21 protein-coding genes are annotated in these 22,360 nt (G+C 72.6%); 13 read left to right on the top strand and 8 right to left on the bottom strand.

What is annotated here, in order from left to right:
• The first annotated feature begins 18 nt into the window (after positions 1-18).
• From ACFVYK_RS32210 to ACFVYK_RS32185, 6 genes are read left to right on the top strand one after another with little or no spacing between them, the layout of a single operon-like run.
• A complete protein-coding gene (locus tag ACFVYK_RS32210) occupies positions 19-744 on the top strand; it encodes a peptidase M23 (RefSeq protein ID WP_389780115.1) in 726 nt (241 codons plus the stop codon).
• On the top strand, positions 744-2,645 hold the full coding sequence (locus ACFVYK_RS32205; RefSeq protein ID WP_389780114.1) for a VgrG-related protein: 1,902 nt from the start codon (positions 744-746) through the stop codon (positions 2,643-2,645). Before ACFVYK_RS32210 ends, ACFVYK_RS32205 begins: the two co-directional genes overlap by 1 nt.
• Before the next feature lie 46 nt (positions 2,646-2,691).
• A complete protein-coding gene (locus ACFVYK_RS32200) occupies positions 2,692-3,135 on the top strand; it encodes a GPW/gp25 family protein (RefSeq protein WP_389780112.1) in 444 nt (147 codons plus the stop codon).
• The gene (locus ACFVYK_RS32195; RefSeq protein ID WP_389780110.1) at positions 3,135-5,093 is read left to right on the top strand and encodes a putative baseplate assembly protein; all 1,959 of its coding nucleotides are present in this window, start codon (positions 3,135-3,137) and stop codon (positions 5,091-5,093) included. Before ACFVYK_RS32200 ends, ACFVYK_RS32195 begins: the two co-directional genes overlap by 1 nt.
• On the top strand, positions 5,090-5,647 hold the full coding sequence (locus ACFVYK_RS32190) for a phage tail protein (protein WP_389780109.1): 558 nt from the start codon (positions 5,090-5,092) through the stop codon (positions 5,645-5,647). The genes ACFVYK_RS32195 and ACFVYK_RS32190 overlap by 4 nt, the downstream gene beginning before the upstream one ends.
• Entirely contained in the window at positions 5,644-7,164 is a 1,521-nt protein-coding gene (locus ACFVYK_RS32185) for an NADase-type glycan-binding domain-containing protein (RefSeq protein ID WP_389780107.1), read from the top strand. Before ACFVYK_RS32190 ends, ACFVYK_RS32185 begins: the two co-directional genes overlap by 4 nt.
• A 355-nt stretch (positions 7,165-7,519) precedes the next feature.
• On the opposite strand, the gene ACFVYK_RS32180 is transcribed toward ACFVYK_RS32185, so the two are convergent.
• The 3 genes from ACFVYK_RS32180 to ACFVYK_RS32170 form a co-directional block, all read right to left on the bottom strand.
• Positions 7,520-8,815 carry an LCP family protein gene (locus ACFVYK_RS32180; protein ID WP_389780106.1) on the bottom strand — a complete coding sequence of 432 codons (1,296 nt, stop codon included), beginning with the start codon at positions 8,813-8,815 and terminating at the stop codon, positions 7,520-7,522.
• A 340-nt stretch (positions 8,816-9,155) separates the two neighbouring features.
• Positions 9,156-9,380, bottom strand: a complete 225-nt coding sequence (locus tag ACFVYK_RS32175; protein WP_389780104.1) for a DUF397 domain-containing protein — start codon at positions 9,378-9,380, stop codon at positions 9,156-9,158.
• Positions 9,370-10,170, bottom strand: coding sequence for a Scr1 family TA system antitoxin-like transcriptional regulator (locus ACFVYK_RS32170; protein ID WP_389780102.1), 801 nt, complete (start codon positions 10,168-10,170; stop codon positions 9,370-9,372). Before ACFVYK_RS32170 ends, ACFVYK_RS32175 begins: the two co-directional genes overlap by 11 nt.
• A gap of 266 nt (positions 10,171-10,436) precedes the next feature.
• On the opposite strand from ACFVYK_RS32170, the gene ACFVYK_RS32165 reads away from it, so the two are divergent.
• Positions 10,437-10,709 (top strand): hypothetical protein, encoded by a 273-nt coding sequence (locus tag ACFVYK_RS32165; protein ID WP_389780101.1) that lies wholly within the window; start codon positions 10,437-10,439, stop codon positions 10,707-10,709.
• 227 nt (positions 10,710-10,936) lie between these two features.
• Here the strand turns inward: ACFVYK_RS32165 and ACFVYK_RS32160 are convergent, their stop codons facing one another.
• Positions 10,937-12,646: a lysyl oxidase family protein gene (locus ACFVYK_RS32160; RefSeq protein WP_389780100.1), complete on the bottom strand. Its 1,710-nt coding sequence runs from the start codon at positions 12,644-12,646 to the stop codon at positions 10,937-10,939.
• Between the two features lie 318 nt (positions 12,647-12,964).
• Here ACFVYK_RS32160 and ACFVYK_RS32155 point away from each other — a divergent pair, with 318 nt between their 5' ends.
• Positions 12,965-13,957 carry a glycoside hydrolase family 26 protein gene (locus tag ACFVYK_RS32155; RefSeq protein WP_389780098.1) on the top strand — a complete coding sequence of 331 codons (993 nt, stop codon included), beginning with the start codon at positions 12,965-12,967 and terminating at the stop codon, positions 13,955-13,957.
• 62 nt (positions 13,958-14,019) lie between these two features.
• Positions 14,020-14,850: a M23 family metallopeptidase gene (locus ACFVYK_RS32150; protein ID WP_389780096.1), complete on the top strand. Its 831-nt coding sequence runs from the start codon at positions 14,020-14,022 to the stop codon at positions 14,848-14,850.
• Positions 14,851-14,862: 12 nt separating this feature from the next.
• Here the strand turns inward: ACFVYK_RS32150 and ACFVYK_RS32145 are convergent, their stop codons facing one another.
• Entirely contained in the window at positions 14,863-15,360 is a 498-nt protein-coding gene (locus ACFVYK_RS32145) for a hypothetical protein (protein WP_389780095.1), read from the bottom strand.
• Between the two features lie 194 nt (positions 15,361-15,554).
• Between ACFVYK_RS32145 and ACFVYK_RS32140 the strand changes: the two genes are divergently transcribed.
• Positions 15,555-16,085, top strand: coding sequence for a hypothetical protein (locus tag ACFVYK_RS32140; RefSeq protein WP_389780093.1), 531 nt, complete (start codon positions 15,555-15,557; stop codon positions 16,083-16,085).
• 432 nt (positions 16,086-16,517) lie between these two features.
• Here ACFVYK_RS32140 and ACFVYK_RS32135 read toward each other — a convergent pair whose 3' ends face one another.
• On the bottom strand, positions 16,518-17,222 hold the full coding sequence (locus tag ACFVYK_RS32135; protein ID WP_389780091.1) for a DUF6445 family protein: 705 nt from the start codon (positions 17,220-17,222) through the stop codon (positions 16,518-16,520).
• A gap of 206 nt (positions 17,223-17,428) precedes the next feature.
• Between ACFVYK_RS32135 and ACFVYK_RS32130 the strand changes: the two genes are divergently transcribed.
• A complete protein-coding gene (locus ACFVYK_RS32130) occupies positions 17,429-17,692 on the top strand; it encodes a hypothetical protein (RefSeq protein ID WP_389780089.1) in 264 nt (87 codons plus the stop codon).
• A 19-nt stretch (positions 17,693-17,711) separates the two neighbouring features.
• On the opposite strand, the gene ACFVYK_RS32125 is transcribed toward ACFVYK_RS32130, so the two are convergent.
• On the bottom strand, positions 17,712-18,425 hold the full coding sequence (locus ACFVYK_RS32125; protein ID WP_389780087.1) for an MOSC domain-containing protein: 714 nt from the start codon (positions 18,423-18,425) through the stop codon (positions 17,712-17,714).
• A gap of 252 nt (positions 18,426-18,677) precedes the next feature.
• On the opposite strand from ACFVYK_RS32125, the gene ACFVYK_RS32120 reads away from it, so the two are divergent.
• Positions 18,678-19,406, top strand: a complete 729-nt coding sequence (locus ACFVYK_RS32120) for a DUF4142 domain-containing protein (RefSeq protein WP_389780125.1) — start codon at positions 18,678-18,680, stop codon at positions 19,404-19,406.
• Positions 19,407-19,429: 23 nt separating this feature from the next.
• Here the strand turns inward: ACFVYK_RS32120 and ACFVYK_RS32115 are convergent, their stop codons facing one another.
• Positions 19,430-21,085 carry an alpha-amylase family glycosyl hydrolase gene (locus tag ACFVYK_RS32115; RefSeq protein WP_389780085.1) on the bottom strand — a complete coding sequence of 552 codons (1,656 nt, stop codon included), beginning with the start codon at positions 21,083-21,085 and terminating at the stop codon, positions 19,430-19,432.
• Between the two features lie 246 nt (positions 21,086-21,331).
• Here ACFVYK_RS32115 and ACFVYK_RS32110 point away from each other — a divergent pair, with 246 nt between their 5' ends.
• On the top strand, positions 21,332-22,303 hold the full coding sequence (locus tag ACFVYK_RS32110; protein WP_389780083.1) for an LAETG motif-containing sortase-dependent surface protein: 972 nt from the start codon (positions 21,332-21,334) through the stop codon (positions 22,301-22,303).
• Positions 22,304-22,360 lie beyond the last annotated feature (57 nt).

Genomic DNA, 22,360 nt, shown 5'->3' with positions numbered 1-22,360 from the left:
CAAGAGGACGAGGACGTCATGGCCAAGGGAAGCAAAGGCGGCGCGGGCAAGAGCCTGGTCCGTGCCACCCTCGCGATCCACGAACCGCCGGTCGGCACCAGCACCACACCCGGCGGACTGATCAAGTCCTTCGGGTTCGACTTCAACCCGGCGCAGTTGCAGCTGGGCCGGCGGGCCCAGTGGAAGGTGACCCCGACCGCGGCGGTCCGCGACGGCTCGGTGCCGGAGTTCATGGGTCCCGAGCCGCGCGAGATGACCGTCGAGATCTTCCTCGACACCTCCGACCAGCCGGGCAGCAACACCGTGCTGAAGAAGGTGGAGTCGCTGCTGGAGTGCTGCGAGGTCACCACCAAGAGCATCGCCGCCAAGCAGCCCTCCCCGCCGTGGGTGGTGTTCCAGTGGGGCTCGTTCTCCACCGCCCGCTTCACCGCCTACGTCAGCAGCATCGACGTCACCTACTCGCTGTTCGGCACGACCGGCGTCCCGATCCGCGCCACCTGCCAGGTGCGCCTGCACGAGATCCCCAGCAAGACGAAGGGCCAGAACCCGACCTCGGGCGCGCTCACCGCGCAGCGGGTGCACCGGGTCGTGGCCGGCGACTCGCTGCAGTCCCTGGCCTGGCGCGAGTACGGCGACGCCTCCGCGTGGCGGTCGATCGCGGAGGCCAACGGCATCGACGACCCGTCCCGGCTGCCGACCGGCGTCGAGCTCGTGCTGCCCGCGGCCGAGGAGGTGCGCTTCTAGTGGTCCAGTCCGCGTTCTCCAGCGTCATCCAGGTCACCCTCGGCGGCCGCCCGCTCCCCGTCGACTTCGCGCCCCTGCTGGTCGAGGGCTGGGTGGACCAGGGGCTCGGGGTGCCGGCCGCGTTCCGGCTGACGTTCCGCGACCCCTACCGCCAGGTCCTCGGCAAGCTGGGCGTCACGTTCGGCACGCCCGTCGTGCTGGCCCCGATCGCCGACGGCAAGGGCGCCTCGGACCCGCTGCTCACCGGCGAGGTGTGCGGCCTGGAGGCCGACTACGACGGCACCGGCACCTTCACCGTCATCCGCGGCTACGACTTCGGCCACCGGTTGATGCGCCAGCGGCGCGTGGCCGCCTACCGCAACCAGACCGCCTCCGACATCGCCCGCAAACTGGCCGCCCAGGACGGCGTCCCCGTCGGGAAGATCCAGTCCACCAAGACGGTCTACGAGTTCATCAGCCAGGCCAACGTCACCGACTGGGACTTCCTCGCCCGGCTGGCCGACGAGAACGAGATGGTCATGTCGGTGGACGCCAAGGGCCGGTTCCAGTTCGTCAAGCCCGATCCGGCGTCCGGCGCGCCGCCCACCTCGACCCCGGGCGACAGGAGCCCCTTCGTCCTGGAGGCCGGCACCGACATCCTGCGGCTGCGGGCCGCCGTCACCGCCGCCGAGCAGGTCGCGACGGTCGAGGCGCGCGGCTGGGACGTGACGACCAAGAAGAAGCTCACCGCCACCGCGCCCGCGAAGACCAATCCGGGCATCAGCATCGGCACCACTCCCGGCCAGGCCGCCGCCAAGTTCAAGCCGGCCAAACTGGTCGACGCCCAGACGCCCTACGACCGGCAGTCGGAGGTGAAGTTCGCCGCCGACGCCCTCGCCGACGACGTCACCGGCTCCTTCGCCGAGCTGGAGGTCATCGCGCGCGGCACCCCGAAGCTGCGGCCCGGCCTGCCCGTCACCCTCGCCGACGTGGGCGACCCCTTCGAGGGCAAGTACACCGCCACCTCCGTCCGCCACGTCTTCGGCGACGGCAAGCACTACGAGGCCTGGGTCACCGTCAGCGGGCGGCAGTGGCGGTCCCTGTACGGGCTCTCCTCCGGCGGCGGGAACGCCCAGAACGGTCTGAACCTGCCCGGCACCGCGAACGCCCTGGTCACCGACGTGAGCGATCCCCTCAAGCAGGGGCGCGTCAAGCTCCAGTTCCCCTGGCTCGACGACGCCTACGTCAGCGACTGGACGCGCGTGGTGCAGTGGGGCGGCAAGCGCGGCGGCTCGATCTTCCCGCTCGACGTCGGCGACGAGGTGCTGGTCGCCTTCGACCGGGGCGCCCTGGACCACCCGTACGTCATCGGCGGCCTCTACAACGGCAGGGACAAGCCGACCCCGGTCAAGGACGTGCCCCTGCACGACGGGACCCGCCAGCGCGCCTCCCGGCACACCCTGTCCGACCGTGACGGCAACCGGATGGACCTGCTCAGCCAGCGCACCGGCGGCAAGCAGGGCGTACGGCTGACCAGCGGCGACGACAATCTCGTCATCAACCTCGACCGGGCGCAGACCGAGATCACCGTGGACAGCAGAGGCGACGTCAGCATCAAGGGCGGCCGTTCGGTGTCCGTGAAGGCCGGCACCGACCTCACCCTCACCGCGGGCCGCAACGTCGCCATCAGGAGCGGCGGTTCGCTCACCCTGCGGGGCAACCTCGTCAACATCAGGTCGATGACGGGCATGGTGTCGGTGGACGCGGCGGGCCTGCTCAACCTCAAGGCGGGCGCTGCCGCCACCCTCAGCGCGGGCGCCGCCCTGCAGATCAACTCCACCGCCAACGTGGGCATCCGGGCCGCCACCCTCATGCTGCAGGGCGTCGTCATGGTCAACAGCAAGCCGTACCCGCTGCCGTGACGGCGGCCGACCGGTACCGGAGAAGGAAAAGGCAGGTGGCCCTCTGATGGCCGAACAGTTCGTCGGGTCCGGCTGGGCGTTCCCCATGCGCATCGGGCCCACCGGGGGCATCGCCCTGGTCAGCGGGGAACGCGAGATCGAGGAGGCGATCCGGCTGATCCTGGCCACCGCGCCGGGCGAGCGCCCGATGCGCCCGGAGTACGGCTGCGCCATCCACGACCTGGTCTTCGCCCCGGTCAACGAGGCGACCGCCGGGCGCATCCAGCACGAGGTGTACACGAGCCTGGACCGCTGGGAGCCGCGCATCGAGGTCAACGACGTCGAGGTCACCGCCGGCGCCGAACAGGGCGTGCTGTTCATCGACGTCCGCTACTCGATCCGCGGCACCAACAACCCGCGCAGTCTCGTCTTCCCGTTCTACGTCATTCCGTCCCACGACGAGCCGGGCGACCCCGGCTCCTCCGGTACGGCTTCCGAAAGCGACCGCTGATGGCCCTGCCCTCCCCCAACCTGGACGACCGCCGCTTCCAGCAGTTCGTCGACGACGCCAAGCGCTACATCCAGCAGCGCGCGCCGGAGTGGACCGACCACAACGTCTCCGACCCGGGCGTGACCCTCGTCGAGACGGTCGCCCACATGGCGGACCAGATCGTCTACCGTCTCAACCGGGTGCCCGAGAAGAACCATCTCGCCTTCCTGGACCTGGTCGGCATCCGGCTCTTCCCGCCGTCCGCCGCCCGCACGGAGGTGACGTTCTGGCTGTCGGCGCCCCAGGAGGAGCCGGTGCTCCTCCCGGTGGGCACCGAGGTGGCGACGGTCCGCACCGAGAGCGAGGAGGCGGTCGTCTTCGCCACGGAACGCGAACTCGTGGTCGTGCCCTGCCACTTGAGCCGTCTGGTCGTACAGCACCAGGGCGAGCCGGTCACCGACCGGACCACCGACCTCGCCGAGGGCAAGGACCTGCTGTGCTTCGCCGAGGCGCCCCGTCCGGGTGACTGCATGCTGTTCGGGCTGAGCGCGGCCGTCCCGCACTGCGCGGTGGTCCTGGAGCTGGACAGCCGCGTCGACGGCGTCGGCGTCGACCCCCGCCAGCCCCCGCTGGTCTGGGAGGCCTGGACGGAGGACGGCTGGCAGGAGTGCGAGGTCGACCGCGACGGCACCGGCGGCCTGAACCGGCCCGGCGAGGTCGTCCTGCACGTCCCGGGCGGTCATGTCCTGTCCCGCTCCGGCGGCCAGGAGGCCGGCTGGCTGCGCTGCCGCGTCACCGACCCGCTCACCGGCCAGCCCTTCTACACCACCTCCCCGACCGTGCGCTCCGCCGAGGTCTTCACGGTCGGCGGCACCGCCCCCGCCGTGCACGCCGAGACCGTCCACGACGAGGCGCTCGGCGAGTCGACCGGCCTGCCGGGCCAGCGTCTCGCCCTGGTCCACGCCCCGGTGGTCGGCGACGACCCGCCCCTGCTCCTGCAGACCGCCGAGCACGACGGCTGGACCGACTGGCAGGTCGTCCCGCACTTCGCCGCCTCCGGGCCCGGGGACCGCCACATCACCCTCGACGCGGCGACCGGCGAGATCGCCTTCGGCCCGTCCGTCCGCGAGCCCGACGGCCGCCTGCGCCAGTACGGCGCGGTCGCCCCCAAGGGCGCGGTCATCCGCGCCCGCCGCTACCGCACCGGCGGCGGCCGGGCCGGCAACGTGGCCCGGGGCGCGGTCCAGGTGCTGCGCACCTCCGTCCCCTACGTGTCGGAGGTCGTCAACCGCGAGGCCGCGCGCGGCGGGGTCGACGGCGAGACGGTGGAGGAGGCCAAACTCCGCGCGCCGATCACGCTGCGCGCCCAGGAACGGGCGGTGACCCTGCGCGACTACGAGGAGCTGGCCCGCCGCGCCGCCCCGGAGACCGCCCGCATCACCTGCCTGGAGGGCGAGCCCGACGAGCACGGCTCGTACGCGGTGCGGGTCCTGGTCGTCCCTCAGGCGGTCCCCGACCCCGGCGGCCGGCTGCGCTTCGAACAGCTGGTGCCCGGCGACTCGCTGCTCGACCGGATCACCCGTCACCTCGACGAACGCCGCCTGATCGGCACCCGGTTGGCGGTCGGCCCGCCGTTCTACCAGGGCGTGACGGTGGTGGCGACGGTGCACGCCTTCCGCGGCGTCGACACCGACCGCGTCCGCCGCCAGGCCCACGACGCGCTCTACCGCCATCTCGACCCGCTCACCGGCGGCGCGGACGGCAAGGGCTGGCCGTTCGGCCGTCCGGTGCAGTCCGGCGAGGTCTTCGCGGTGCTGCAGCGCGTCCCCGGCGTCGAACTGGTCGACCAGGTCACCCTGCATCCCGCCGACCCCCTGACGGGCAAGCGCGGCGAGGCCACCGACCGCATCGACCTGGCCGCCCCGGCGCTCGTCTTCTCCTACGACCACCGGGTCCGCGTGATCGGGGACGGCGCGTGAGGGGCTCGGTCGACGGGCTCGGCTCCTCCACGCCGATCGGCGTGATGCTGCCGGCCGTGTTCGCGGACGACGACCTCGCGCAACGCTTCGTCGCGGGCCTGGACGAGGTCATGGCCCCCATCCTCAACGCGCTGGACTGCCTCCCCGCCTACTTCGACCCGGCCCTCGCCCCGATCGACTTCACCCGCTGGCTGACGGGCTGGGTCGGCGCGGAGACCGACGGCACGGAACCGGAGCCGAGGCTGCGGGCCGCGGTGGCGGCGGCGGCGTACCTGCACCGGGTGCGCGGCACCCGCCTCGGCCTGTCCGAGGCCGTCCGCCTGGCGTTCGGCGTGGAACCGGAGATCTCGGAGAGCGGCGGCTGCGCGTGGAGCGCCCGCCCGCTGGGCCCGTTCCCCGGCGAGCGGCGCCCCCACCTGCACGTCACGCTCCGCCTGCCCGATCCCGGCCCGGCGGACGAGCACCGTCTGGACGCCCTCGTGGCCGCCGCCCGCCCCGCCCACATGCCGTACTCGGTCAAGGTGACCGCCGCCGAAAGGACCCCGGAGAGATGACCACCCAGAACTGCGCCGACTGCGGAACGCGGGCCGAGCCCGGCCAGACGTTCTGCGACGCGTGCGGGGCCGTGCTCGGCTGGACCGACCGGACCCCCGCCCACGCCGGAGCCGGCTCCGGGAGCGGCACGGCCGGCACGGCCCCGGGCACGGGGGCCGGTGCGGGCACGGCGCCGGGCGCCGACCCGGCCACGGCGACCGGGTCCGCCGGCGGCCCCGCGCCAGTGCGCCGGCCCGAGGGCGCGCAGGAGCCGCCCCGCACCGCACCGGCCGCTGCCATGACGGACGACCACCACGCCCCCGACGAATCCCGCGACTCCGGCCGCTCGGACCGCTCCGACGACGAGGACACCGCGGAGACGCCGCTCCCGCCCGTCCCGCCGGAGGACGGCACGACGACGACCGGGCCGGACGACGCGCCCGCCGCCGGCACCGCCGCGGCGTCGGCCCCCTCAGCGGCCGGCATCCCGCCCCACGCCTCCGCCCCCGCCCCTTCGCCCTCACCGTCGCCCTCGCCCTCGCCGGAGGCGACGACCGCGCCGACCGTGCGCGTCCCGGCGGCGGCGCCCGGCGCGCCCGCGCAGCAGCCCGGTCCGCCGCCCGCTCCCGCCCTCGGCGACACCATGGCAGCGAGGGCCCGCTCCCTGCTCGTCCCCGTCGCCGACGCGGAGCCGCGTCCCGCCGCGCCCCCGTCCGTCGCCCCGGTGCTGCCCGGCAGGCCCGTCGCAGACCGGCCGCAGGTGCGCGCCCCCGGTCCGGTCCAGGGCGAGACGCACGGCGTCGCCTGCCCCTGGTGCGCCACGCCCAACAATCCCGACCGGCACTTCTGCGTGCGCTGCGCGATGCCGATGACCCTGGAGGACCGCTCCTCGCCGCGGCCGTCCTGGTGGCGCCGCCTGTTCAACCGCGACGGCGTGGCTCCCTGGGCCGGCGACCGCCCGCGTCTGCGCCGCACGTTCGACCGGATCGTCACCTGGGTGATGGCGGCCGTCGTCCTCACCCTCCTGATCGTCGCCGGAGTGAACACGCCGGCCGCGGTCCAGGCGACCCGCGACCACTTCTCCAAGCGGGCCCCGGTCCCGCCGGACTCGGTGGCGGCGTCGCGCTCCTACCCCGGGCACAAGCCGGAGCTGGCCTTCGACAAGATCAACAACAGCTGGTGGGGCCCCGGTGTCTCGCAGTCCGGCGAGGGGGAGTGGATCGAGGCCCGCTTCGACGAGCCCACCCGCCTGCTGGACGTGATCATCACCTCGGGCACCTCCACCCGCGCCGACCAGCTCAGCGAGTCGGCGCTGCCGCACCGCATCAAGGCGACGATCACTCTGAAGGACGGCAAGACGACGACCCGCGAGCTCGTCCTCGACCAGAGTGCGGGCGGCCAGCGGCGCGCCTTCCGCGTGGGCGAGGTGACCAGAGTCCGGTTCACGATCGAGTCCTCGTACTCGGTCTCCGCGAGCAAGCAGGTGTCGATCGCCGAGATCGAGTTCTTCGGACGCTCCAGCGCCAACGCGTCCTGACGGCCGCACGGCACGGACGGCCGCCGGCCGGCGGGAGGGAACGCTTCTCCTGCCGGCCGCGGGCCCGATCCCGGGGCTGAGGCCGGGATGGGGGCCGGGGCCGGGGCCGGGCGGGGCTGAGGCCGGGCGGGGCCGGGAAAACGAACGAGTCCCACCCCGTCTGACACGGGATGGGACTCGTTCTCATGGAGCGCTGGGCAGGCCTTGCACCTGCATTTCCCCGCAGGAAGCGGGGCGTCTTTCCTTGGACCACCAACGCAGAGGTCGTTCACCGTTTTTCGTTACCGGTGACCTGCTCAAGATCAAGCTTACCCCATTTCCGCGGCCTTGTTGACCACGAACGACCGCTTGATGATCAGGCGACGTCCTCGACCTTCAACTCCGGTCCGACGACCAGGGTGACCGCGCCCGCGGCGGCCGAACCGTCCGCCGTCGCCCGCTGCCCGGGCAGCCGGGAGGCGAGAACGGCGGCCTGGCCGTCGAGGCCCGCGGGATAGGTGACCGTCGTTCTGGCGACCGTGCCGCCCGGCGCGTTGCCCGTCTCGACGACGTTGTAGCCGGCCTTCCTCAGCCGCTCGGCGACGAGCCCGGCGCGACCGGAGACGCCCGTGCCGTTGAGGACGCGGACCCTGACGGACGAGGCGTACACCACGTTCTTCTTCGACGCCTCCAACTGCGCCTTGGTGACCTCCTTGTCCTTGGCCAGGGCGGTGAACAGGTCGGCGGCCTGCGGGTACTGCCAGACGACGTTGGCCTTGTCGGTGGGCTGGTCGGCCACCCGCCCGTAGTTGGGGACGGTGAGGAAGCCGAGGCGGTCGCTCGGTATCCCCTTGAGCTCGTCGGCGAGCCCGTACAGCGGCTGGATGCCCGCGAGATCGGGGTCGGTCGTCAGGGACTTGGTGATCGACTGCAGGAAGCCGTACATCGCGTCCGGGCTCGTCAGCTTGGACTTGGCCTTCTTGGCCAGGGCGTCCATGAACTCCTGCTGGCGGCCGATGCGGCCGAGGTCGGAGCCGTCGCCCACGCTGTAGCGGGTGCGGACGTAGCCGAGCGCCTTCTCGCCCTTGACGGTCTGGCAGCCCGCCTCCAGGTCCAGGTGGGCCTTCTCGTCGTGGATGGCCTGCTTCGGGCAGACCTCGATGCCCCCCAGCGCGTCGACCATGCCCTTGAACCCGGAGAAGTCGACCGTCATGAAGTGGTCGATGCGCAGGCCCGTGTTCGACTCGACGGTCTTGATGGTGCAGGCGGCGGCCTCGGCGACCTTGCCGGTGCTGCCGCCGATCGCGAAGGCCTCGTTGATCTTGAAGTGGTGCGGCGAGGACGAACCGCCGTCGCCCTTCTCGCAGCCGGGTATCTCCACCCACGAGTCGCGCGGGAAGGACACCACCGAGGCCCACTTACGGTCGGCCGGTATGTGCAGCACCATCAGCGTGTCCGACTGCATGGTGGTCAGGTCCTTGCCGTACTTGGCGTTCGCGCCTTCACGGGTGTCGGAACCGACGATCATGATGTTCTTCGAGCCGGGACTGAGGTTCACCGGCCGGTCGGCGCCCAGCTTGTCGTCCACGTCAGCGGACTTGATGTTGTTGTTGAGGTCGTAGTAGATCCACGCCCCGGCCCCGCCGACCCCGAGGAGGACGAGGGACGTCACGCCCGCACCCCACACCACGATCCGTCCGCGCCGGGTCAGCCGCGGGCCGCCGGGCCGGGCGCCGCCCGCCCTGCCGCCGCGACCCCGCCCGGCGGCCTCCGCCGGAGTACGTCCACGCCTTCTCGATCCGCCCACCGGCGCTCGCCCCTCTGCTTCGGCCGTTTCACCCCGTACACCGCTCGGGCCGTCGGCGTCGGTCGTCGCCGAAGGTCGGAACCCTACAGGTACGTAGGAATACGCCCGAGAAGCACTGGCGACTCACAAGACCACCGGAACCTCGGGATCGGTTGCCTCGTTCCCGGCGATGTGACAGACGTCCCGTCACATCGCCGGGCCGGCATCAGCCCGCCAGGTCCCCGGACTTGACCGCCGCGACGAACGCCGCCCAGCCGGCCGCGGGAAGAAGCAGGGCGGGACCGTGCGGACGCTTGGAGTCCCGGACGGGAACGGCGACGGGGTGGTTGTCGATGACCTCGACACAATCCCCTTGGTCGTGCCCGCTGTAACTGGACCTGCGCCAGCCGCTCAGCGCGGAGGCGCGGGAAATGCGGCGCTCAACTGGCATGGTGTGAGTACTCCTTTGCTGCATTCCTCAGCAGAGCCACTGACTCCCTGAGCGGCAATGCATCGCCTAGGGCGAGATGGTATTCGTGCTGAAGCCGCGCGACCATGTCGGGAGAGTCGTGCACCTTGCCGGTGCGGAGGCCTTCGACATAGGCGACCGGCGGCTGGTCCTCGAACCACATGAGCTTGAGCATGCTCGGCAGGAGCGGATGGGCCCCCACGCTGAAGGGCATGAGGTGCACACGGACGCGCTCGCTGTCGGCCAGGTCGGCGATGTAGGTCAGCTGCTCCGCCATGACTCCCGGCCCGCCGATGGAGCGCCGGATCACTGCCTCGTCCAGGAGTGCCCACAAGGCGGGGGCGTTTGGCCCGGAGAGGATTTCAGCGCGCTCCAGCCGTGTGACAACGGCCCTGTCACATTCCGCGTCACTCGGCGGTGGGAATCCCGTGCGCAGAACCGTACGTGCGTACGCCCTGGTCTGCAGCAGGCCGGGCACGTAGGACAGCCCGAATTCACGGATCACAGTGGCCTGCCGCTCAAAGGCCATCGCCGCCTCGAAATGCTCCGCGACCGCCCGGTCCTCGTTCTTGGGGAGGAAGCTGAGCAGCACGTTCCCCGTGTTCAGGGCCCGGTCCAGCCTCTTCGCGTCGTCCTCCGACGGCACTCTGCGGCCCGCTTCGATATGGGCGATGTGGGTCCGGGTCATCACCGCCCGGTCGGCGAGCGCCTGCTGGGTCAGACCGGCGGACTCACGTTGCTGCCTGAGCCAGTCACCGAAAGCGTTGGCCATAAGCTAACTCCCCTGTGTGACACGGCATTTGTCACGCTGCGTGTACTGGAACTCTACGTTCAGGCACCCGACGCTTGTCTCATGAATCTCCGCATTCGTGGTCCGCGGCTCCTCGCGCCGCTGCTGAGGCGTTTCTCCCGAACCGCGCCGCCCCCGCCCCCGCCCCCGCCCCCGCAAGCACCGTCCCCGTCCCCGTCCCCGTCCCCGCCGATCGTGCTCGGCTTCGGCGTCGGGACGTGCATCGGCTTCCGTCGGGGCGAGGCGGAATGACCCACCACACCCCCCGTCTCCTCCCGTGGACGACCCCCGAGGGCAAGCCCGCGTACGTCGTCGGCGACGGCACCGGACACGTCTCCCGCGTCGCCGACGACATGGAGCGCGTCCAACTGGCCATGGCGGTAGAACTCCTGGGGCACGCGGAAGACCTGCTCGCCGACCGGAGCTCCACCACTGCCCAGCTCCGCTGGCTGCTGGCCCGGATGTGCGAGTCGCTGACGGCTGTGCACCGTGTCGCGCAGAGCCGGGGCTCACGCGCATGACGGCGGCCGACGGCCGTGCGCTGTCCGTCGAGTGCGCCCTGGCCCGCGAGCCGGACTACGAGGAGGTGCACGCGTGGTGCCGCCAGGCCAGGGACGTGCCGCTGCCGCACTCCAGGAATGTCCTGCTGGTGGCCCGGTGCCGGTGTCCGTGCCACGGGCCGGGAGACGGGCCTGCCGGTCCCGACCCGTCGGACGGGCCGGGACCGGGGTCCGGTCAGGCGGTTCGGTTACGGGGCGTTGACCAGGTCGACCGGCGGCACCGACACGGTGCGGGCGCCCTGGGCGCCGCCCAGGACGACCTTGCGCAGGGAGACGTTGTTCTTGGTGTTCGTCTCCTGCAGGCGGTTGGCCGGGTTGGCGACGACCTGGATGTAGTAGGTGCCGTTGGGAAGGTCGGTGATGTCGAAGGACTGCCCGGGACGGTACTGGGTGTACGTGTCACCGGAGCCGACGTCGAGGACCTCGCGCACGGAGATGGAGTTCTGCTCGCCGCAGGCGGTCGACAGATCGGTGTTGTTCGGGTGCCAGTTGGCGTTCTTCACCGTGTAGTCGATCGCGTCCGTGTTGGCGAGACAGAACGCCTCCTTGCCGCTCTTGACGATCTCGTGCTGGTCGGCGGCGAGCAGCCGGTAGCTGGCGAAGTCCGTGAAGTGCCAGTGCTCGTGGCCGACGCGCGGGTCCCACTCCATGGTGCCGGCGGGGGCGTAGCCGACCTGCTTGCCCTTGGCGTCGTAGAAGTACTGGTAGGAGTCCATGAGTTCGGCGCCGGGCTTGTGGAAGCCGTCCACGACGAGGGGGGCGGGGCCCGCGTTCCAGACGTTGGCGCTGAAGGCGAGGTAGTCCTTGCCGGGCGCGTCGCCGTCCTCGCCGTCGGTGACGGCGATGTCCCAGGCGGGCAGCGAACGCAGGTCGGGCTTCGGCACGTTGGCCGGGACCCCGGCCGCCCCGGTGGGCCGCCCGGCGGCGGCCTTCAGCGCCGGCGCGATGCGGGATCCGTCGGTGTGACCGGCGCCGTCGCCCAGGTGGGCGAGGCCTCGGGCCTCCAGGGCGTGGGAGAGCGCGGACGGGGTGGGGGCGTCGGCGCCACGGGGGCCGTAGTGAGGACCGGCGGCCATGCCCGGCATGTTCTCCATGCCCTCCATGCCGGCCATGCCGTGCCCGCCGCCGTGGGCGTCGTGACCGCCGGACGGCGTCGAGGAACGCAGGCCGACGCCACCGCCCGCGCCGCCGCTCTCCTGTCGCACCGTCACCTTGACGGTCGGCTGGTCGTTCGGGATGCCGAAGAGGTCCCGGTACTTCTTGGCGACCGACACCTTGGCCGTGTACTCGCCCGGGGCGAGGTCCACCGGGGCGTCGTAGTCGACGGTGGTGGAGTTGGACGCCCAGCCCTTCTCCACGCCCCAGACGGAGCCGAGCGTGAAGGGGTTGGTGGAGCAGCTCTCCGGATAGTGCGAGGTGGCCGGGGCGTCCGGACGCAGCCGCCCGGAGGCGTTGTTGGGACAGAAGGCGCCCCGCGTCTTCTGCACCTCCGTCCCGGCCGCGTTCTTGATGGACACCTCCAGGAAGCCGGGCAGCCCGCTGAAGTCCTTGACGGTGCCCGCCGGCAGCGTCCTCGTCGTCGTCTTCGTCCCGTTGCGCAGGATCTGCGTGGCGACGATCGGGTCCTTGTACGACTTACGGGTCACCTTGAGCTCCAGCGGAGCGTTGTCGACGGTGACGTACGTTCCGAGGTCGAGGTAGACCCCGGGGTTCCCCTCGTACCGGTCGAGGATCACGGACTTCGACGCGGCGATCAGTTTGAGCTGCGGCTTGCCCGGCGTGCTCGCGGCCGCCGCGTCGGCGCCGGGAGCGGCCCCGGCGACGGTGACGACGGTGAGCGCGGCCCCCGCGGCGAACGCCGCACGCTGAAGGCCCTTGCGATGGTGCTGTCTGGTCATCGGTTCCTCGTCTGCGAGTGCCATGGTCGGTGGCATCGGACTGGACAGCCCACACCCCGACCGCCTCGCAGACGCACCCCACGCGCCGAGTCGGACCTGTGAGCAACCTGTGAGAGGACCAAATCACCTTCAGGGGTTGCCTGTTGGACGAGAAAGAAGCGAACTTCGCGCCTGGACCCCCGGGGGGCGAGCCCCGTACCCCTGCCCCTGCCCCTGAGCTCGCTCCTGACCGTGCGCCCGCCCCCGCCCGTACCCGGTCCGGGTGGTTCGGCGCCGGTTTCGGGCCGGGGGAGGCGGCGGCGGCCCCATCATGAGCCGGTGTTCCGCTTCCTTGGCGCCCGACGGGCCCCGCTGACCTCGCTGACCGCGCTCTTCGCCGCGCTCGCGCTGCTCGCCGGGCCCGCCTGCGTTCCGCTCGGACCGAGCGCCTGGGCCCCGCAGGGAGCGTTCGGGGCGTACGTCGGGTACGACGGCGCCGGGGTGCGCCGGATCGGCGGGCTCGACGCGTGGCTGGGGCCGGCCACCCCCCGGGTGGGACACGCGTATCTGCCGGGGGACCGGTGGAGCAACATCGAGGGGGCGCCCGGCTACCTGGAGCACTGGGCGCGATGGCGGCAGGAGCGCGCCGACCGGCTGTTCGTCCTCAACGTGCCGATGCTGGAGAGGACCGAGGAGCACGTGTCCGACGCCGTCGTGCGCGAGGAGCTGCGCAGAGGGGCGCGCGGCGACTACGACGGGCACTTCCGGGCGCTGGCCCGCCGGCTCGTGGGGCTGGGGCTGCCGGACACGGTGCTGGTGGTGGGGTGGGAGATGAACGGGACCACCTACACCCATCGTTGCGGGCCCGATCCGCAGGCCTGGAGGCGGTACTGGGCGCGGATCGTCGACGCCATGCGGTCCGTGGCCGGCCCCGGGGCGTTCCGGTTCGATTTCACGCCCAGCCGCGGGCGGGACGCCGTCCCGTGGACCGCGTGCTATCCCGGCGACCGGCACGTCGACGTCGTCGGCATGGACGCCTACGACCAGCCGCACGGCATGTCCTTCGAGGAGCAGGTCGCCGAGCCCTACGGCCTCGCCGCGCACGTGCGGTTCGCGCGGGCGCACGGCAAGCCGGTGTCGTACCCGGAGTGGGGGCTGTTCCGCAACGGCGACGATCCGCACTACGTGCGCTCCATGCTGACCTGGTTCGCCGAGCACAGGCCGCTGTACCAGACCATCAGCGACTACTGTCCGCACGGCGTGTGGCGCTGTGCGGGCAATCCGCGGTCCTCGGCCGTCTACCGCGCGCTGATCGCTGGTCCGTCCGGTTGAACCCGGACGGACGTGCGGCCGGGCGCACAGGCCGCACGTCTCACCGGTCCGATGATCCCAAGATGGGACGAGAACACCATGCGCGCCTCCCGCGGACGCGGGCGCGCCTGCGCGCCGCGACCGGATCCGCCCTGCTCGCACTCCTCCTGCTCGCCCTGGCGGTCGCACCCGCGGGCGCCGAAGGGCCGGTGAGCGGCGGGAGCGGCGGGTTCCGCAACGGGGCCGCCCGCGCCGTGCGCGCACACGAGATGGCCCGTGAGCGGGTCGACCGGCTCCGGGAGGCCGACGCCCTCCCCGCGCGCATCGAGGCCGCCGAACGCCGCCGCAAGGAGCTGCGCTCCGGGCTGTGGGACCGGTTGCGGGCCGGGGCGAGGGAGACCGGCGACCCGGTCGCCGTCGATGCGTCCGGACGGCAGGGACACTGCCCGTTCGGAGACCGCAGCCGCCCGCCCGAGCTGCGGGCCGCCCAGGCGTGGACGGCCCCGACCCGCCGCTACTGGCTCTCCGCCGGGTTCGCCGCCAAGGGCTCCCACTGGGCCCACCGGCACACCGGCCAGGATTTCGCCGTGGACTCCGGCACCCCTGTGTACGCCGTCGGCTCCGGCGTCGTGCGGATCACGACCTGCGGCGACGGCTTCGGCAACCAGGTTCTCGTCCGGCACGGCGACGGCTACTTCACCCAGTACGCCCATCTGTCCCGCATCGACGTCCGCCCGGGCCAGCAGGTGACCGCCGGTCAGCGCATCGGCCTGTCGGGCGCGTCCGGCAACGTCACCGGCCCGCATCTGCACTTCGAGGTGCGGATCACCCCTTACGCCGGCTCCGCGGTGCCGCCCCTGCCCTGGCTGCGCCGCAAGGCGGTACAGGTCGCCGGAGCGCCCGTGGCGTCCTGAGGACGGACGCGCTCAGGTCTGCGGCGGGGGCGCCGCGGCGGGCTCGTAGGCGGCCAGGGCCCAGATCACGAAGACGTCGATCGCGATCTGTACGACCGCCCAGAACGGCGCGTACGGCAGGAACAGGAACTGCAGGACGAGGCTCAGGGAGGCCAGCGCGATACCGCTGACGCGGGCCCATCCGGCGCCCGTGAGCAGGCCGTAGCCGGTCGCCGCGGCCACGACGCCCACGATCAGCAGGACCCACCCCCAGCCGACGAGGTTCATCTCGTAGACATAGCTGCCGATCCGTGTGTACACGTCGTCCTCGGCGATCGCCGAGATGCCCTGGAAGGCGGCGAGGACACCGCTCACGAACATGAGCACGCCCGCGAAGACGACCCCGCCGGCGGCCAGCGCCCCGCCGTCCGGCGCGGCCCGGGGCCTGGCCGGAGGCGCGCCGGTGCCCTGGTGGGACGGGTCCCAGACCGGGGACCCGTGCGACGGCTGTGCGTTCGGCTGGTCGCTCATGGCGTACCCCGTCTCCGTGTCGGCGGACAGGCCCCTGTCGTGCGGGCCCGCTGTCCTTCGTCGACCATCCGTCCGGCCGAGGGCCGTCACCACGGGGGCGCGCCGTTCGGGTGAGCCGGCATGCGGACGCGGCGGTCCCGTCCTTCACTGGAGGTCCGGCCCGCACCCGGACCGGACAGCGACCTGGAGGCGAGATGGCAGCTCACCGCACCCGCCGGCGGAAGGGCGTGCTGGCGACGGCGGCCTGCGCGGCGGCGCTCCTCGGATCCGCCGGGCTCACCGGCTGTTCCGGCGACGACGGCTCCTCCTCGGTGGCCAGCCAGGCCGCGTCCGCCGCGCAGTCGGTCGGCGCGCAGGCCACCGCGGCCGCGTCCTCGCTCGCCTCGCGGGCCTCGGAGGCGTACGAGTCCGCGACGGCGGAGGTGGACCGCCGGTTCGACGAGATCAAGGGCGGGGTCGATGCCGAGGACGACGTGAAACTCGGCCCGCCCGGCTCCGAGGGCGACCGCACCACGGTCGAGGTCACCGTCTCCAACAGCGCGGGTTCGGCGAAGTCCTTCGCGGTCCAGGTCGACTTCGAGGACTCCGGCGGCAACCGGCTCGACACGGTCTTCGTCACCGTCTCCGACGTCGGGGCCGGCAGGACCGGCAAGGCCACCGCCCGCAGCAACCGCGAACTGTCCGGCGAGGTGAAGGCGAAGGCGGTCCGGGCAGTGCGGTACTGAACCGGAGCGGCCCGGGGGGGGACCGGACCGGACCCGGGCGGACCCGAGCGACCGGAGCGGGCCGGAACGGGCCGGGCCGGACCCGAGCGGCCCGGACCGCAGCGGACCGGAGCGGACCGGGCCCGAGCGGACGGGCCCGAGCGGACCCGAGCGGACGGACCCGAGCGGACCGGAGCGGACGGACCCGAGCGGACGGACCCGAGCGGACCGGAGCGGATCGGACCGGAGCGGGCCGGCCCGAGCGGACCCGAGCGGACCGGAGCGGATCGGACCGGAGCGGATCGGAGCGGATCGGAGCGGACCGGACCGGATCGGACCGGACCGGAGCGGGCCGGCCCGAGCGGACCGGACCGGAGCGGGCCGGCCCGAGCGGACCAGACCGGACCCGACCAGACCCGAGCGGGCCGGGCCCGAGCGGGGTGTGGCGGTGGGTCAGGCCATCCAGAAGAAGACGGCCGTCATCCGCTTCTCCTCCAGCGTCGTGCCGCAGTAACCGGTGGCGCTGTGCACGAGGTTGGCGTGGTAGAGGAGCAGCCGGTTGGCCTTGTGGGGCACCCGTACGTCCTCCTCGAAGGCGTCGGGCGGGACGAACCGGGTGCCGAGGGCCTCGACGAGGTTGTTGTGCGGCGCCTGGACGACGTTGCCGCCGAGCCGGCCGCCCGGCAGGGACTGCCGGTAGAAACTGGTCCCGCAGTCCTTGGGGACGGTGGGGTTGAGGTAGAGCACGGCCGCGTACCGGCACAGCGCCCGCGAGTCGGAGTGCGGGCGCGGAGAGCTCTCCCCCTGCCCCACCACCTGGACGCAGTTGTGGTTGAGGGTGCCGCCGCCGGGCGCCTGCTGCACCCACAGCCTGCGCGCCCCCGTCGCCCTGCGCACCAGCCCTTCCACGCGCCCGAGTTCGGCGGGCTCCAGCCCAGGCATGGTCCGCAGTCCGGGCCAGCTCTCCGAGGTGTAGGGGTGGCCCCTGACCCAGTCGTCCTTGGCGAGACAGCGCTCCCGGATCGCCGCGACGTCGGCCTCGGGGAAGACGTCGTCGACGACCCAGTAGTCGCGGCCCTTGGTGGGCTTGCGGTAGGGCAGGACGGGGAGGGTGGCGGCAGCCCTTGCGGGCTGGTGGGGCCGCTGTGGCATGGACATGCGGCGAATCTAGGCGGAGGTCCGCCACGACTCGCCCTTCGCTTCGTCCGCAGTCGTCCGGGAAGTGGTCAACGTTTCCCCCGGGGCGGTCAACAGCTCGTCAACCCCGAAGGCGCCGCGGCCGCCTTCACATCCCGTACACGACAACTCCCGGAATTGTGGCCTCCGTCACAGCACATGCGGACCGCGGCTGCTGAAGTGACCGGATGATCGGTCTCGTCATCCGCGCCCTCCCGTTCTGGGTGCGCGAACCCCTGCTCGCCGCCGTCGGCGTTCCCTTCAGCGGCCTCCTCTTCTACGCGGCCGTCCGGGACCAGGAGTGGATCCTGGCCGCCCTCGGCGTCGCCGTCGCCGTGTTCACCGCGATCCGCGTGCACACCATCGACCGCGCGCTCAAGGACCGCCGTCGGCTCAAGGCGCTCGAGAGCATGGCGCGCGTCGAGGGCGTGAAGCGCATCGAGGGCATCTGAAGTCTGTCGTTCGGACCGGTCACGGTCCGGTGGGCGCCGGAGGGCTCACCGCCACCTCGTCCCCGACCGACACCGTGCCCGTCCGCCGCACCGCGAAGTAGGCGCCGAACGCCAGGCCGCCGCCCTGTGCCCGGCGATAGTCCGCGAGCGTGCGCAGCGGTTCCGGGCCGCAGCGCAAGCCCGTGCGCTGGTCGACCATCGTGACGGCGCAGCGGATCGTGTCCTCGGTGAGGACCAGCTCCGCGTCGCCGACGGCGAGACGGGCGGCGCCGTCCTCGGTGTGCGGGTCGTCCCAGCCGTCCACCACCAGGTTCGGGCGGAAGCGGTCCATCGGCAGGGGCGCGGCTCCTCGTTCGGCGATCCGGCGGTTCAGGGCGTCCAGGCTGGCCTGCGAGACGACGTGCAGGCGGCCGGCGTTGCCCGTCGGGGACCGGACCAGGGTGCTCGGGGCGCCGAGGACGTCCGTGAGCCAGGCGTGCACGTCCGGGTCGTCCGCCCGTATCGGGTCCCGGCCGGGGGCCCGCAACGTCAGTGACTCCCCGGCCGGTTCCGGTGTGATCAGCGCGAGCGCGGGGTCGCCTCCCTGCCAGCGCAGACCGCCCTTCTCGTCGGCGATCGCGTAGGCGCGGTCGTGCGGCAGGCCGGCGCTCGTCAGCGTCGCCTCCGGCAGCGCCGTGCCCGCGCACCCCTTCACCGGGTAGTACGTGATCCCGCTCAGTCTCCCGACCGTCATCCCCGGATCCCCCTCGCGGTCCGTCCGTCTCGCCGGGGTCAGTCCTCGGCGCCTCTTCCCGGCCGGCGGCCCCGCCCTCGTCGCCGTCGGCCGCCCGTGCCGGTGCTCCCCCAACTTTTCACGAACACCGGTGAGTCGGATGCGCTTCGGGTCCGTACTCCTCTCTGTCCGCGCCCACCGGGCACGGCACATCGACATAACGGCGGAATCCCCGACCGGGCAGGAGGCACGGTGCCACTTTCACGAAACATGATGGGAACCCTGTTCGTCGGCGGTGCGCTGACCCTGACGCTCAGCGCGCTCGCCTACCCATCGATGCTCGGCCTTGACACCGTGTCGACCTCCACCGACCGCGTGATCGCGAACACCCAGTGGGGTCCGCTGACCGAGGGCGACCGCGACTTCGTCGTGAAGGTGCGGGCCGCCGGACTGTGGGAGTACCCGCTGGGGCAGATCGGGCTCCAGAAGGGGACGAGCCCGGCTGTCCGCACCGCCAGCAACCACCTGATCGACGGTCACGGGGCGCTGGACACCAGCTGCCGCAAGATCGCGCCGATGCTGAACATCACGCTGCCCAACGTGGCCAGTCCTCAGCAGGAGGGCTTCGTCACCCAGTTGAAGGCGGAGAGCGGCAAGCAGTTCGACACCGACTTCGCCAACATCCTGCGCATGACGCACGGCTCGATCTTCAACACGATCGCCAAGATCCGGTCCACGACCAAGAACATGCTGGTCCGCGCGCTCGCCGACCAGGCCAACAACACGGTGCTGGACCACATCACGGTGATGGAGAAGACCGGTCTGGTCGACTTCGACACCACGCTGTTCAACCAGACCACGCCGCCGAAGCTGCCCAAGTCCGACCTGACGCCCCCGGTCCCGCCGGTCGGCCAGCCGATGATCGTCCTCACCCCGCCGCCGACCGCCACCTCCACCCCCCTCGACCTCAGCGCGGTCGTGGGCGGCAACGGCGCCCAGTAGCGGCGACGGGGACAGGGCCGGGGCTACCCCAGCCAGACCGTCGTGTCGGGCGGCAGCAGGCCGTCGCCGTCGAGGGGGTCGCTGCTCAGCAGCGCCTCGCCCGGCGGCCACGGCACGGCCGCGTCGGACAGGTTGGTCACGCAGCGCCAGCCGTCGTGGCGGACGAAGGACAGCACGCCCGGCGAGGCGTCCGGGTCCCAGGCGAGCTCCTCGCCCTCCAGCAGCTTGCGCCGCAGGCGCAGGGCCGTGCGGTACAGCTCCAGGGTGGAGCCCGCCACGCCGTCCTGCGCCGCCACGGCGTACCGCGCGAAGGACGGCGGCTGGGGCAGCCACGCACCGCCCGGCCCGAAGCCGTACGACGGTCCCGTCGCCGTCCACGGCAACGGCACCCGGCACCCGTCGCGCCCCTTGCGGACGCGGCCGGTCTGTTCCCACACCGGGTCCTGGAGGACCTCCACGGGCAGGTCGGCCACCTCGGGCAGGCCCAGCTCCTCGCCCTGGTAGAGGTACGACGATCCGGGCAGCGCCAGCATCAGGAGCGTCGCCGCACGGGCCCGGCGCAGACCGGCCCGCTCGTCGACGTGCGGGGCGCGGCCGCCCGAGAGGAGCCACGCGTCGCTGTCCGCACCGGGCGGGAGCATGAGGCGCGAGGCGTGGCGCACGACGTCGTGGTTGGACAGCACCCAGGTCGCCGAGGCGCCCACCGCCCGGGCGTTGGCCAGCGAGTCCGTGATGACCGCGCGGATCTCCTCCGTGTCCCAACCTGCCTGGAGGTACTCGAAGTTGAAGGCCTGGTCGAGTTCGTCCGGGCGGGCGTACAGGGCCCGTCGGGCACCCGGCACCCAGGCCTCGGCGACGGCCGTGCGGGGCGGGGTGTAGGAGTCGAGGAGGCGGCGCCAGTCGCGGTAGATCTCGTGGACCTCGTCGCGGTCGTAGAACGGGTGGGCGCCCGGGGGCAGCCGGTCGAGGGCCTCCTCGCCGAACAGTTCCGGCGTGCCCAGGTCACGCAGAGGTTCGGCGAGGTCCTTGGCCAGGGCGTGCGCCACGTCGACGCGGAAGCCGTCGACGCCCCGGTCGGACCAGAAGCGCAAGGTGGTGCGGAAGTCCTCGCGGACCTCCTCGTGGTCCCAGTTCAGGTCGGGTTGCTCACGGGCGAAGAGGTGCAGGTACCACTGGCCGTCGGGGACGCGCTGCCAGGCGCTGCCGCCGAAGACCGACTGCCAGTCGGTGGGCGGGAGCGCGCCGGCCGGACCGCGCCCGTCGCGGAAGACGTAGCGTTCCCGGGCCGGCGAGTCGGGACCCGCGGCCAGCGCCTCCTGGAACCAGACGTGCCGGTGGGAGGTGTGGTTGGGCACCACGTCGACGATCACCTTCAGGCCGAGCCGGTGGGCCTCGGCAACCAGTGCGTCGAAGTCGGCCAGGTCCCCCAGCCGGGGGTCCACGTCCCGGTGATCGGCGACGTCGTAGCCGCCGTCGGCGAGCTCGGAAGGATAGAAGGGGGAGAGCCACAGGGCGTCCACGCCGAGGGCGGCGAGATGGGGCAGCCGATCGGTGACGCCGCGCAGATCACCGAGCCCGTCGCCGTCGGCGTCCGCGAAGCTGCGCGGGTACACCTGGTAGACGACGGCCTGGCGCCACCAGTCGGGGCGGTGGGAGGAGAAATCGGTCACACACCGCATTCTGTCCCGGTTGCCGGGAAAGGGAACGTCCGGCCGTTCGGAGCTGATCGTTCCGGGTGTGGGGAAGATGTGACGGGAACGTGAACTCGCCTGCGCTTGACGCAGGTTGACAGCCGTCCGCCGTCCACACGACGATGGCCTCACACTGTGACGCCCGGGACTGAAGGGCCCAGTGTCTCTCCTGAGCTTTCCGGCTGATCTGACCCATCAGCCTCACCCCTGGCACTCGCCAAGAATGGGATTCGCATGTCCATAGCGAGACGAGTCACCGTGCGCCGCCTGCTGGGGACGGGCGCCGCTTCGCTCACCCTGTGCGCCGCCTCCGCAGCCGCCGCCCCGGGCGCCTTCGCCGGCACCGGGACGCCCGGCGGCGACGGCTGGAAGGCCGGCGGCCAGTACCAGCCGGGCACGGGCGCGGGCACCGAGACGGGGACCGACCGCTGCGAGTTCTCGCTCGACGGCACGCGCTTCGAGGCCTCGGTCCGGGTCGACGACCAGACCCTCAAGCCGAGCCGGGACGGCAAGGTCCACATCACGGTCCGCACCGCCGGCGACGCCTCCACGTGCACCGCCTCCCTCGCGTCCTACCTCGCCCACGGGTCCAGCTTCCGCACCTCCGGCGAGCAGGTCTTCGTCGACTTCGACAGCGTGACGGTCAAGGCCGGCCAGACCGACACCCTCGACGTCGCGGTGCCCGACGCGGGCTGCTTCGCGCAGATCGACCTCTACCGGGGCGCGGTCAAGTTCGACGGCAAGCCCGACGCGAAGGACGGCTTCGTCCACGGCGACCTGCCCAAGGGACCGGACCGCCCGGTCATCAAGGACAAGCTGATCGCGGCCTGGAACGGCGGCACGAAGGACTGCACGGTCACCGAGCAGCCGCCGGTCACCCCGCCGGCGCCCTCGGGCACGCCGTCCGGCACCCCCTCGGGCACGCCGTCCGGCGCCCCGTCGAGCACGCCGTCGAGCACGCCGACGACGCCGGGCAGCGACACCGGCACGCCGTCGCCGTCCGCCTCCGACAGCGGCTCCCCGACGCCCTCCGCCTCCGAGTCGACCGTGGCCCCCGCCCCCACCCCGGACGGCGGCGGCGGCGACCTCGCGGAGACCGGCGCCAGCAGCAAGACGCCTCTGATCGCGGGCGGCGCCGCGGCCCTGCTCGCGGGCGGCGCGGCCATCGTCGTCGCCACGCGGCGCCGCAAGGGCTCGCGCGCCTGACCCCTGCCGTCGCCGACGACGGCGCTGACGACGGTGGAGGGCGTCCCTCAGACGCCC

The organism is Streptomyces sp. NPDC058291, from assembly GCF_042880855.1.
In the GTDB taxonomy this organism is placed as follows: Bacteria; Actinomycetota; Actinomycetes; order Streptomycetales; family Streptomycetaceae; genus Streptomyces.
Note: the sequence above shows the minus strand (reverse complement) of the source record. Positions and strands in the feature narration are given on the sequence as shown.